Source organism: Desulfovibrio sp., from assembly GCF_035644575.1.
GTDB lineage: Bacteria > Desulfobacterota > Desulfovibrionia > Desulfovibrionales > Desulfovibrionaceae > Desulfovibrio.
Map to the genome: position 1 here is coordinate 1 of NZ_DASQOG010000245.1, position 11,447 is coordinate 11,447.

Annotated in this window: 11 protein-coding genes and 1 tRNA gene; 7 read left to right on the forward strand and 5 right to left on the reverse strand. The window is 54.3% G+C overall.

Features of this window, described 5'->3' with window-relative positions; genetic code table 11:
* Positions 1-389: AIR synthase related protein (locus VEZ52_RS13635; protein WP_324837300.1), on the reverse strand; the 389-nt coding region annotated here is incomplete at its 3' end.
* 143 nt (positions 390-532) lie between these two features.
* Between VEZ52_RS13635 and VEZ52_RS13640 the strand changes: the two genes are divergently transcribed.
* From VEZ52_RS13640 to VEZ52_RS13655, 4 genes are read left to right on the forward strand one after another with little or no spacing between them, the layout of a single operon-like run.
* Entirely contained in the window at positions 533-1,627 is a 1,095-nt protein-coding gene (locus VEZ52_RS13640; RefSeq protein WP_324837301.1) for a hypothetical protein, read from the forward strand.
* A 2-nt stretch (positions 1,628-1,629) separates the two neighbouring features.
* Positions 1,630-2,655, forward strand: coding sequence for an AmmeMemoRadiSam system radical SAM enzyme (gene amrS / locus VEZ52_RS13645; protein WP_324837302.1), 1,026 nt, complete (start codon positions 1,630-1,632; stop codon positions 2,653-2,655).
* Positions 2,633-3,136 carry a cob(I)yrinic acid a,c-diamide adenosyltransferase gene (locus VEZ52_RS13650; protein ID WP_324837303.1) on the forward strand — a complete coding sequence of 168 codons (504 nt, stop codon included), beginning with the start codon at positions 2,633-2,635 and terminating at the stop codon, positions 3,134-3,136. Before amrS ends, VEZ52_RS13650 begins: the two co-directional genes overlap by 23 nt.
* Positions 3,137-3,193: 57 nt before the next feature.
* Entirely contained in the window at positions 3,194-3,706 is a 513-nt protein-coding gene (locus tag VEZ52_RS13655) for a translation initiation factor 2 (RefSeq protein WP_324837304.1), read from the forward strand.
* 15 nt (positions 3,707-3,721) lie between these two features.
* On the opposite strand, the gene VEZ52_RS13660 is transcribed toward VEZ52_RS13655, so the two are convergent.
* Together VEZ52_RS13660 and VEZ52_RS13665 are read right to left on the reverse strand one after the other, a co-directional pair.
* Positions 3,722-4,150 carry a GNAT family N-acetyltransferase gene (locus tag VEZ52_RS13660; RefSeq protein WP_324837305.1) on the reverse strand — a complete coding sequence of 143 codons (429 nt, stop codon included), beginning with the start codon at positions 4,148-4,150 and terminating at the stop codon, positions 3,722-3,724.
* 133 nt (positions 4,151-4,283) lie between these two features.
* Complete coding sequence (locus VEZ52_RS13665) at positions 4,284-5,180, reverse strand: LysR family transcriptional regulator (RefSeq protein ID WP_324837306.1); 897 nt, start codon at positions 5,178-5,180, stop codon at positions 4,284-4,286.
* 490 nt (positions 5,181-5,670) lie between these two features.
* Here VEZ52_RS13665 and VEZ52_RS13670 point away from each other — a divergent pair, with 490 nt between their 5' ends.
* Both VEZ52_RS13670 and VEZ52_RS13675 read left to right on the forward strand, forming a co-directional pair.
* Positions 5,671-7,428 carry a methyl-accepting chemotaxis protein gene (locus VEZ52_RS13670; protein ID WP_324837307.1) on the forward strand — a complete coding sequence of 586 codons (1,758 nt, stop codon included), beginning with the start codon at positions 5,671-5,673 and terminating at the stop codon, positions 7,426-7,428.
* Positions 7,429-7,692: 264 nt separating this feature from the next.
* The gene (locus tag VEZ52_RS13675) at positions 7,693-8,931 is read left to right on the forward strand and encodes an HD domain-containing phosphohydrolase (RefSeq protein WP_324837308.1); all 1,239 of its coding nucleotides are present in this window, start codon (positions 7,693-7,695) and stop codon (positions 8,929-8,931) included.
* 145 nt (positions 8,932-9,076) lie between these two features.
* Here VEZ52_RS13675 and VEZ52_RS13680 read toward each other — a convergent pair whose 3' ends face one another.
* Together VEZ52_RS13680 and murA are read right to left on the reverse strand one after the other, a co-directional pair.
* A complete protein-coding gene (locus tag VEZ52_RS13680; RefSeq protein ID WP_324837309.1) occupies positions 9,077-9,769 on the reverse strand; it encodes a BON domain-containing protein in 693 nt (230 codons plus the stop codon).
* A gap of 110 nt (positions 9,770-9,879) precedes the next feature.
* Entirely contained in the window at positions 9,880-11,130 is a 1,251-nt protein-coding gene (gene murA / locus VEZ52_RS13685; RefSeq protein WP_233483720.1) for a UDP-N-acetylglucosamine 1-carboxyvinyltransferase, read from the reverse strand.
* Positions 11,131-11,357: 227 nt separating this feature from the next.
* Here murA and VEZ52_RS13690 point away from each other — a divergent pair.
* Positions 11,358-11,433: transfer RNA gene (locus VEZ52_RS13690), tRNA-His, on the forward strand.
* The last annotated feature ends 14 nt before the right edge of the window (positions 11,434-11,447 follow it).

Here is an 11,447-nt window from a genome sequence, read left to right on the forward strand (position 1 = left end):
CCCTCGGCCACGCCGCCAATGACGGTCTGGGCGGTTTCTACGTCAAGCTTGCCGGTGGCAAAGTAGTCAAGAAAAAACAGGGGGTTGGCACCCTGAACCAGAATGTCGTTGACACTCATGGCCACAAGGTCGATGCCCACAGTATCGTGCTTGTTGCAGGCAAAAGCCAGTTTGAGCTTGGTTCCCACGCCATCGGTGGAAGAAACAAGCACAGGTTCGGTCATGCCGTTGAGGTCAGGCCGGAACAGGCCGCCGAAGCCGCCAATATCGGAAATGACGCCTCTGGTCTGCGTGCTCTGAACCATGCCTTTGATGCGTGAAACGAGAGCGTTTCCCGCCTCAATATCAACGCCTGCCTGGGTATAGGCTTTTGCGCGGTCGCTGGACATCCGTTGCCTCCTTTGAATCTGCGCTACATAACATAGGTTCTTTCAAACCCCAAGCGACTTTTTGAGGCCCTGCCCGTGAGTTTTTTCATAGACCGGCTTGCGCACCGCTGCTAGAATAAAGCCGGAGGGGTAAGGAGCGTGCCATGCGTAGATATGCCGGATTGTATATTTTCTGCGCCGTACTGACGTTCGTTTGTTCCGGCGCGTCCCTTGCTGCGGATGGCGCTGCGGAATACCGCGCGCCTGTCTCTGGTGTGAAGCTTGGCCCAGTGCAGGCGGCTCAGCCTGCTCAGCCGGAGCCGCCTGCTGCGCCAGGCCAGACATCTGTAGAGAAACCGGCTGCGCCGCAACCCGCAGGCCAGCAGCCAAATCAATCGGCGGCTGGGTCGGCACCCGCTTTGCAGACTGCCGCTTCAGGGCAGCCGACCCCCTGGCCCAATGCTGGCGGCTTGGCCCCCTATTCCTCTTTTGGTTCCCTGCCGGGGCCTGCAGATGCTCCTGCCCCCGCTCCTGCTCCTTCAGCGGCTCCTGTGCCAAATCCCGCCGCCGTGCCGCCGCCAGCGCCTGCCCCCGGCTTTGCCCCCGAGTATGCGCCAGGTTATGGGCCAGGCTATGCGCCTTATCCTGCGCCCGCACCCGGCTGGCAGGGGCAGGGCGACAGCGTTGTTTCAGGCACTGGGCAGCTCCAGGGTGAAAATTTCAACGATAGAGGCATCGCGACCCAGTATAGGGATCCGCAGACTGGCGACATCGTTACTTCTGTGGTGCCGCCCGCTCCCCCGGACCAGCAGAATTACGGCACTTTTTTTGTGGCTCCGCAGATTTACCCCGATGGCAACCACTGGGGACCCAATCCGTATGGCCCCATGCCCAGACCAGGTGGGCCTTCGTGGCCTGGGCAGCAGAACATGCCTCCGGTTATCTGGCAGCCCGCGCCGCAGCCAGACCATAACAGGCATCGCCATGACGACAGGCGGCATGACGACAGGCCTTATGATGATCGGCAGTATGATAATCGACGGTATGATGACAGGCCGCACGATGGCCGTTACGATGGCCCGCGCCGCGATCAGCATGATTCGCGCGATGGTGGCTACAATGGCCCCAACAGGCCCCGCGACAACAGCCATGACCAGCGTGGAGACGACAGGTATAACCCGCGCCCCGGCAATCCGGGCGATTCACAGTATGACCCGCGCGGCGCCGACAGGGGCCGTGATGGAAGGGAGAGGCGTTGAGCATGCTTGCCGCGCTTTGGGATTCTCAGCCTGACGGCACTGTTGTGTGCCGCCTGTGCGCTCATCGGTGCCGCCTGCGCAAAGGGGCCAAGGGTATTTGCGGGGTGCGCGTCAACATGCGGGGAGAAATGGTGTCTCTGGTCAGCCGGGTTGTTACCGCTGCTGCCATGGATCCCGTTGAAAAAAAACCTCTTTACCATTTTTTGCCCGGCAGCAAGATTTTCTCTGTAGGCAGCGCCGGATGCAACTTTTCCTGCCATTTCTGCCAGAACAACAACATAGCCCACGTGCCGGAAAGCGGCATGGTGCCCGGCAAGCGCGCTGCGCCAGAAGATCTGCTGGCCCTGGCGCAGGCCAACCGCGCCCAGACCATGGCCTTTACCTACAACGAGCCCACTGTCTTTTTTGAATTGCTTTACGAGACCGCAGGCATGGCGGCCAAAAAAGGCATACGCAGCGTACTTGTGACCAACGGCTATATGTCCAAGGATTGCCTGGCGGCCCTGAGCCGGTGCATCTGCGCCGCCAATGTGGATCTGAAGTCATTCAGCGAAGCCTTTTACCGCAAATACTGCGGCGGGCATCTCCAGCCCGTGCTGGAGAATCTGAAGGCCATCAAAAAGCTTGGCTGGTGGCTTGAGGTCACAACTCTGGTTATTCCCGGCCTCAATGATGGGCAGGCAGAAATGGCAGAGCTTGCGGCCTTTATCCGTGACGAGCTGGGGCCGGATACTCCGTGGCATGTGACGGGTTTTCACGGCGCGCACCTGATGATCGACCATCCGGACACGCCGCTGGCAACACTTGAGGCCTGTTGGCGCATCGGGCGCGAGGCCGGTTTGAATTATGTTTATATAGGAAACACGCGCAGCCCCTTGGGCAGCAATACGTTTTGCCCGGAATGCAATGCGCTGGTTATTGAACGGAATGGATACGACACGCGGGTGCGGGGCGCAGAAGGCAAGTGCCCCAAGTGCGGCGTGCAGATCCCGGGAGTCTGGAAGAATGATTCTTGTGTATACAGGTGACGGCAAAGGAAAAACCAGCGCATGCGTGGGGCAGACCGTGCGCGCCTTGGGGCAGAATCTGGCTGTGGCCTTTGGGCAGTTCATGAAGCGCGATGGGCAGGCGGGCGAGCAGGCCATGCTTGCCAAACTGCTGGGAGAGCGCTTTTTTGCAGGAGGGCTGGGCTTTTTGCGTACCGATGCAGAGCGCCCCGCGCACCGTGAGGCTGCCCTGCGGGTGCTTGATTGGGCTCGGGTGCAGCTCGATCAGGCAGACATGCTGGTGCTGGATGAAACCCTGTATGCCTTGAGCGCCGGGATTCTTGAACAGCAGGAGCTGGAAGAACTCATGGCGCTGGCCCGCGCCAGGGATTGCCATCTCGTGCTGTCTGGCCGCAGCGCGCCCGAGTGGCTCGTGGATGCGGCTGACCTTGTGACCTCCATGACCGAAATCAAACACCCCTGGCGTACGGGCGTCAAAGCCGCTCCGGGCATAGAATTTTAGCCTTTGTGGTTGCCTTTCTGGGGATGTTCGTCAGTATTTGCAAAGGAATTCGGGTATATGTCTGTATTGACCATCTACGTGGCCGGGTCGTTCAAGCACAAGCACGGAGTGCGCCTTCTGGGGCGCGAGCTGCGGGGTATGGGCTGCCGCATGCTGGACTGGACAGACAAGGCCGTGCCGCCGCCAGGGCTGACCCCCGCCGAACGGCGCATCTGGATGGACACCGACCGTGACGGCGGCGAGGTCTACGCCTTTTGCCACAATGCCTGCCTGACGGCGGACATGGTCATCTATTATGGCGCGTCAGGCCAGGATGCCGGGGTGGAAGTGGGGCTTGCCGCCGGGGCTGGAGTTCCTGTGCTCGGTATACGCGGCCCGCTGGAAGGGCCGGGGCTGATGCTGCACGGGGCTGTCAGCGGCTGGGTTGACAGCGTGGAAGAAGCCCTGGACGTTGTGGCCGCCTTGCTGGCTTACGCCGATGCCGACTGGAAAAATTTTGCGGCTGAACCGAACCCGGTTTTGCGCCGCATGGGCGAGAAGCTGCGGGAGAGGGCCAATAAAAAAATATAAGAATTCAGCCGATAGTTAACGCCTTTTTTCGAAACGGACATCACCGTTTTCCAGCTCTGCTGCGCGCGTCCACCCATGGTGGGCGTAGAAGCCAGCGGCACGGCTGCTCCCGTCTGTTTCGAGCCAGATCATCTCATGCCGGGCAAGTAGAAATGCCTCCAGCTTCGCCAGCAACTGCTTGCCCACGCCTTTATTCTCCCACTTCGGGCGCACAAAAAGCGCAAAAACGCTGCCATCTTCCGCATCCGCCATTGCAAAACCCACGGTCACGCCTTCCGCTTCGGCAATCCACGTGCATTCAGCCTCGCTGATAATGCTGCCAATGCTTTCTTCAGTAATGCCCATATGCCTGAGCTGTTCCAGCGACAGGTGATTTTCACGCACGTTGGTGCGAATTGCAAAGATATCGCTGATGTCAGCGTTGGTGGCTGGCCGGATGGTCATGATTGCTCCTGAGCAATGTTTTGGCTGGGTTGCAGAAATGCGGGGAGTAGATGGCGAAAACATAGTATCTTGGCTGCATTTTCCTTAGCACTCTTTGTGGGGGTGATCCAGAGATATCAAAATAAGAATATTTTCATATATCTAACAGGCCAAGGTCGCAGAATTGATTGCGAATTATTGATATAATGTCAATGACTTCTTTTCTGGCTTCGCCTTTTCGCAAATAGCACGATATATCAATGAAATTATCGTTGGAGCGTATAGGAATGTATACGTAGCCTGGTATGATTGAATTGACGATACCGCGTGGAAAAATCCCCACGCATGACCCTGTTGCAATGGTTGCCAGCGCAGCAACGTAGCCGTTGGCTCTAAAACCGATGCGTGGATTGAATCCGGCATTCTTGCACATGGCAGTCATGGTGCTGTTGTAAAAAGGAAAGAGCTTTTCAGACAGAACCACAAACTGGTCGTCTTTCAGTTCGTCCAGGTTGAGCATCTTTTTTCCCGAAAGCCGATGCGCTGCAGGAATGACCGCAAACAGCTCAGCCTTGTGCAGCGTTATCTGTTCAAGGTCCTGGTTGTAGACGGTGTCGGTGCCCCGCGTTATTGAAATGTCAATATGATTGTTCTTCAACGCGATAAGCTGTCTTTTTGCATTGAATTCATGGAATCTGATGTAATCCATTCTAAAATTTGCATAACGTAACTGTTCAATGAGGTCAAAAATCATGATGCTTGGACAAAATCCAATGTTTATGACGCAATTTTTTTGTGAACTTTTTAAGTCAGATATTGCTTCATGAATGGATGAGATGATTTTTGTGGCGAGTTTGTAGAATTTTTTGCCATCCTTTGTGAGGAGCATACCATCCTTTGTTCTGGAAAAGAGTGGGGAGCCTACAATAGTTTCTATTTCTTGTATTATTCTTGTTACAGATGGCTGAGACAGGTGTAGCATGTGCGATGCTTTTGAAATGCTCCTTGCTGATGCAACCATCATTAATGTTTTAAGATGTCTTATTTCCATGGTCATACCTGGTGCATCAAGCGTTTGCCTTAGAAGTTACGAGTCTCGCTTCACATAAGTAAGCATCAAATTAAAACGTAGAGTATCTTCTCCAATTTTTTTGCATTAGGAAATTATTCACACAATATTTTATATTATATAATTATTTTTACATGACAGTATATATCAGTATGGAGGCTGAATCAATGTTAAAACTCATATATTTGCGGTGTGCATGCGGCATGCAAAAATAATATTTTACTTATCAGTATTGATGACCTAGTGCATTAAAGTAAGAGAAGGCATTAGCTGGTACATTATAAAGATGTGCAGAGTGATCTAGGTCTGCATATGTATTATATACTGTCTGGGTGCGATATCGCTGAAATACACAATGCTTTCCATGTATATGCAGCGCGATCATCAATACAAAAGGCAGACTGGAGATTTTGACGTGAGGTCATGCCCATTTGGGCACTAAAAAAACGTGCATCGATGTGGGGTTTAAAATATGCGGTTGTCCACAAAACTTATCTTGTCATTTGCTGGCATGATTATTGTGATTTTGGCGATTTCAACATCATCCATGATCAGTACTTCAAAATTAGATGAAAGTATTGATGATGTTGATAAGGCGTATATTCCTGCTGTGATAACCGTTGGTGACATGCATTTAAATTTTTGGACAGTGAGAGCAAACCTTACAACTATGCTTCTTGTACGCGAAGTGTCCGCCGCTGCGCGGTATGACGCAATAATCAAAGAGTCTCTGCAAAAAATTGCAGAAGATCAAAAAAAATATATTGAATATACAGCATTGTTTGATGGCGACATAGCTGCCCAGGCAAAAAAGCTGATCCGGCAGATAGATGACATCTCCGAAGGGATGGGAGTTATAAGAAGAAATTCAACGAAGCTGGTTGCTGAAGGAAAATTTGACGAGGCAACTACCTTGTTTTCTGCAGAATACGGCCCCCAATTTCGTAAACTTGCTCCTGTCTACGCGGAGCTTGTCAGTCTGACGATCCGAAGCAGCAAGGAAAATATGCTTGATGCCATGGCACTTGGCGCAATGGCAAAAAACACAGGTTTGGTGCTCAGCCTGCTTGCAGTCGCCATCAGCATAATAATTACCTATCTGCTGACGCGTAGCGTTATGCGGCAGTTGGGCAAAGACCCTGGGCAGTTGAATGCACTGGCCCGCCGCGTTGTTGATGGGGATTACGAGATTGCTGACGGCAGTGCCAGAATTGGCGTCTATGATTCAATTGTATCAATGGTTGAGTCGCTTAAAGCCAACATGGAAAAGGCTCATAATGAGTCGATGAACGCCCAGAATCAGGCTGCAAAAGCTACAGAGGCCATGCGCAATGCCGAGGAATCCGGCAAGATTGCCCAGTCAAAATCCAGTGCAATGCTGGCGGCCGCAGCGCAACTGGAAGAAGTGGCCCATGCGGTCAGCTCTGCCTCAACGCAGCTTTCTGCCCAGATAGAACAGGCCGACAGGGGCGCAGTGCAAACTGCCCAGCGGCTGGGTGAAGCAGCTACCGCCATGAACGAGATGAATGCCACCGTGCAGGAAGTTGCAAAAAATGCTGGCGCTGCTTCATCCGCATCGGCAGAAACCAAGGCGAAGGCCGAGCACGGGGCCACGATTGTGGGCAACTCGCTGGAGAGCATCCAGCTTGTGCACCGCCTCTCGATGGAGCTGAAAGATGACATGGCGCAACTGAATGGGCATGCGCAGGATATTTCACAGATCATGACGGTCATTTCCGATATCGCCGACCAGACCAATCTGCTGGCCCTCAATGCTGCCATAGAAGCAGCGCGGGCAGGCGAGGCAGGGCGCGGATTTGCCGTGGTGGCGGACGAAGTGCGCAAGCTTGCAGAAAAAACCATGGCTTCAACAACGGATGTTGGGCGAGTTATCCGCTCCATTCAGGAAAGTACCACGAAAAGTCTTGTTTCAATGGATAATGCTGTCGAGCAGGTCAATACTGCTACGGAGAGCGCCAGCCTTTCCGGGCAGGCCCTGAGCGAAATTGTTGTCACCGCCGATGTTACAGCCGATCAGGCCAATGCCATTGCCACGGCCAGTGAGCAGCAGTCTGCCGCCAGCGAAGAAATCAATCAGACAATTATCGAAGTCAATGAAATGTCGCGCCAGACAGCCGAGGGAATGGCCGAAGCTGCAAAGGCTGTGAGTGATCTGGCAGTGCAGGCGGGCAAGCTTGCAAGCCTTATTTCTGAAATGCGTACCGGTTAGGCTTGTGAGGACTATTGAAATCAATTTGCCAGAGTGCTGAACCTTGTTTGTTGCGGGGCGCTCCGTTAAATGGTGCGCTCCTGCCTCTGAATGCAGAAAATTACCCCGCTAGTGAACCCCGCATTTTTTTGCCTTTTTCAGACCGGCTTTGCCATCCTCCGCAAAGATGCCCCGTTGCCTGTGCGTTTGCGAAAAAGCAGGCAACGCAGCTCCCTGGTCTGTCAGGCTTTGCTGAAATTTTGTCTTCTACCTTGAGTGGTGCCAATGGAGTCAGTTCACCTTTACAGTTTACTGTCTGGTTTTTCGCGGGCGCTTGGGCTTGTTTGTCAAGAACTGACAGAACACAATCTGCGTGTGGCCTATCTGGCACAGGTGTTGGCAGAACACTGCGGTCTGGATCACCAGGAAAGAAAATACCTGCTTATTGCAAGCATGCTGCATGAGATCGGGACTATCCCGCTGAAGGATAGCCTGACAAATTTTGTTTTTGAAAAAGAAGATTATTGCGTGGCTGGCTGGGTTTTTTGCCGGACAGCCAAACTTCCTGAAGATGTTTGCAACATGGTTCTGCTTCGGAAAACTCCGTGGAAAGAACTGACCCCTCAAGAAGACAGCGCCATCTCTGCAAACTGTATTTATTTTGCCGATGCAGTTGATGCTGAAATGCACGCCCACCCGGATGCGACCTTCCCCAAGCTGGCGACGGCTATGGAAAAGGAATCGGGTAATTTTTCTTACATCTGGCGTAATGCCTTTGCTCACATAGCAGAAAACAGAACCATTGTTGCTGCGTATCAATCCTCCGGGGCGATGGATGCGTATTTGAGCAACGAATTTTGTAAAGACATTCTTTCAACCAAAAATCTCTTGATTTTGTGCGATCTGTTTTCTCAGATTATTGACTCAAAAAGCCCGTTCACTGCAACGCATTCGCACGGCGTTGCCCACACTGCGCAAGAAATACTCAAGCTGACTGGCCTTGCATTAGGCGATGATTACCTGACGATCTACATTGCGGGGCTCCTGCACGACATTGGCAAGTTGGCGATTCCTATGGATATTCTTGAGAAGCCGGGGTCGCTTTCTGATCAAGAGCGGCATGAAATAAAGCAGCATGCCGAGATTGGGATACAGCTTCTTGATTCAATCCCCGGTTTTCACTGTGTTTGTGATTGGGCGGGAATGCACCACGAGAGGCTGGATGGAAAAGGGTATCCGTATGGTCTGGGAGCAGCAAAGCTCACCTTGCCAATGCGCGTTATGGCTGTAGCTGATGTGTTTACCGCTTTGACAGAGAGCCGCCCATACCGGGGCGGCATGGAACTGGCCAGTGTGGTTGCCTGCATGTCGGATATGGCGGCAAACAGGCAGCTTGATGCGGATATTGTCGCCTTGGTTGTAAAAAATGCTTTGCAGATCAATCAGGTGCGGTCCAGAGCGCAGCGCGATGCTGCTGCAAAATTTCTTGCAATGCGCAAATTATGCGCCTGGACTCGCGCCTAGGGCAGGTGTGTGCAGCAATCTGAACGTAAAATGCTTACCGGCGAAAGCTGTTCGTCGGTAAGCATTTATTAAAGGGAAAAGTCCTAACTATATGCGCTGTGGCTGTCAGCCACGAGTGTTGGAATTATCAGTTTGTTGCAGCGGTCTACGGCAGCTCGCGTGACTCCACATCGCCAGAACCGCCGGGGCTGTTTGCGCCGCTGGAAACCGGGGTACTGCTTGGGCTGCCGGAGGGTTCCATGCTGCCGTCCATGGGGCTCACGCCCGTAGCGTGTTCTGGTTGCATATTATCAAGCTGGCCCGCCTTTTGGGGGAACATGAGGTAGCTTGTTACGCCCGTCACGCCGCCAACACCTCGCGCTGCCTGGATGGCGAGCTGCTTTTCCGCATCATCCCTTACCACGCCAAGCAGCACCACACGCCCGGAGTTCACTTCCGTATCTATGCGGGTGGAAGAGAGCCCCTTGGTGGCAATAAGGTCTTTGCGCAGCTTGGTGGCCAGCACAAAGTTGCTGGTGTCGCTGGTGGCGGGGGTAAACCAGTGGGTCGTGACAGAGCGGGGCTTGTAGCGGTTGGCTATGGTCACAGCCTTGCCCTGCATGGTGTCGGGTATTTCACCCACAAGGAAGACATGCCCGTAAAAACTGTACACCGCAACAGACCAGCCGCCAGAGAAACTTTCGTCCAGCAGGGCCGTCTTGATTTTGGCAGAGAGTTCCTTGTCGTCCGACATGGTGCCCATCAGGCGCTGGTCGTCATAGATGGAGTAGCCGGTGTATGCGCAGCCGTTGAGCAGCGTGACGCAAAGCAGCAGCAATAGAAGCGCCAGTCGTTTCATGGAATCCTCCTGAAACCCGCGTTGCGGGTGAAGCGTCTTTAACGTAGTCGATCAACCTGCCCTTTTGCGGCGCGCCATGGAGGCTACCTGCTAAAGGAGCGGAGCGTTTTTTATTCTTTTTCGCGGCGGATACGCGCCCCGACGGCGTTCAGCTTGTGCTCGATGCTCTCATAGCCACGGTCGAGGTGATAGATGCGCCGCACTTCGGTGACGCCCTTGGCCGCCAGACCTGCCAGAACCAGCGAGGCGCTGGCGCGGAGGTCGGAGGCCATCACCGGCGCGCCAGTGAGCTTCTGCACGCCGCGCACCATGGCCGTGTGACCCGAAACCTTGATCTGCGCGCCCATGCGCATGAGCTCAAGCACGTGCATGAAGCGGTTTTCAAAAATACTTTCTTCCACAACGCTGGCCCCTTCGGCAAGGCACATGAGCGCCATGAGCTGGGCCTGCATGTCTGTGGGAAATCCGGGGTAGGGTTGGGTTTTCACATCTGTGCCGCGCAGGGGGCCAGCGCAACGCGCCAGCACGCCCTCGGGGGTGCTGGTGATCTCCATGCCCATGCTGCGCAGCTTGAGAATGACGGCTTCAAGGTCTTTGAAAGGGCAGTTGCGCAGCATCAGTTCGCCGCCGGTAATACCCGCAGCCACGAGGAAGGTTCCCGCCTCGATGCGGTCGGGCATAACGGGATATTCCCCATCGTGCAGGGAGGTGACGCCCTGAATGCGGATGACGGAGGTGCCGTGGCCTTCGATTTTTGCGCCGCAGGCCCGCAAAAAGTTTGCGAGGTCAACAATTTCTGGCTCGCGGGCGGCGTTTTCAAGCACTGTTTCGCCGTCTGCAAGGGCCGCGGCCATGAGCAGGTTTTCCGTACCGCCCACGGTGGGCATGTCAAAAGAGATGTGCGCGCCCTTGAGCTGGCGGCAGCGGCCAATTATATAACCTTCTTCAAGCTGAAAGCTGGCGCCCATCTGCTCCAGCCCCTTGAGGTGCTGGTCTACAGGGCGCGCGCCAATGGCGCAGCCGCCGGGCAGGGCCACGCGCGCCTGACCTATGCGGGCCAGCAGCGGGCCAAGGCACAGAACAGAGGCGCGCATGGTGCGCACCAGATCATATGGAGCTTCCGGCAGTAAATTGCCGGGCTGCACCTGTACCCGATGATCGTTGTATTCGCAGGTGCAGCCCAACATGTTCAGGAGCTTGATGGTGGTATGTATATCGCGCAGGTTGGGCACATTGGTGATTGTGACCGGCTCTGACAGCAGAATGCAGGCAAAAAGAATGGGCAGGGCCGCATTTTTGGAACCGCTGACCTCAATGCCGCCAGTAAGCGGAACGCCGCCTTCAATAACCAGTTTGTCCATGGAGTGTCCCCAAAAAAAGTTTGACGCAGATGCAAGCCCCCTGCGCCCAAAGCAGGCACGCTGCTCAGGGCTTGCGAGGCGGGCGCATGGCTTGGCTGGCGGGTTTTTGCCACTGAGCCATGCAGCGGCTGCAAGTGTAGATACTTTTCTAGATAAAATCCAGATGGAGCTGTGTTGAAAAAATGCTTGCCAAACTAAAATAACCTGCTTATAAGAATTTTCCCGTGGCGGAAGTAGCTCAGTAGGTAGAGCACCTGGTTGTGGCCCAGGTGGCCGTGGGTTCAAGTCCCATCTTTCGCCCCACAATTTTCCCGCGC

Bases quoted from the DNA above. Each gene is read 5' to 3' on its own strand.
- VEZ52_RS13640 (WP_324837301.1), top strand. From the start codon at position 533: ATGCGTAGATATGCCGGATTGTATATTTTCTGCGCCGTACTGACGTTC.
- amrS (WP_324837302.1), top strand. From the start codon at position 1,630: ATGCTTGCCGCGCTTTGGGATTCTCAGCCTGACGGCACTGTTGTGTGC.
- murA (WP_233483720.1), bottom strand. From the start codon at position 11,130: ATGGACAAACTGGTTATTGAAGGCGGCGTTCCGCTTACTGGCGGCATT.
- VEZ52_RS13675 (WP_324837308.1), top strand. From the start codon at position 7,693: ATGGAGTCAGTTCACCTTTACAGTTTACTGTCTGGTTTTTCGCGGGCG.
- VEZ52_RS13655 (WP_324837304.1), top strand. From the start codon at position 3,194: ATGTCTGTATTGACCATCTACGTGGCCGGGTCGTTCAAGCACAAGCAC.
- VEZ52_RS13650 (WP_324837303.1), top strand. From the start codon at position 2,633: ATGATTCTTGTGTATACAGGTGACGGCAAAGGAAAAACCAGCGCATGC.
- VEZ52_RS13665 (WP_324837306.1), bottom strand. From the start codon at position 5,180: ATGGAAATAAGACATCTTAAAACATTAATGATGGTTGCATCAGCAAGG.
- VEZ52_RS13680 (WP_324837309.1), bottom strand. From the start codon at position 9,769: ATGAAACGACTGGCGCTTCTATTGCTGCTGCTTTGCGTCACGCTGCTC.
- VEZ52_RS13670 (WP_324837307.1), top strand. From the start codon at position 5,671: ATGCGGTTGTCCACAAAACTTATCTTGTCATTTGCTGGCATGATTATT.
- VEZ52_RS13660 (WP_324837305.1), bottom strand. From the start codon at position 4,150: ATGACCATCCGGCCAGCCACCAACGCTGACATCAGCGATATCTTTGCA.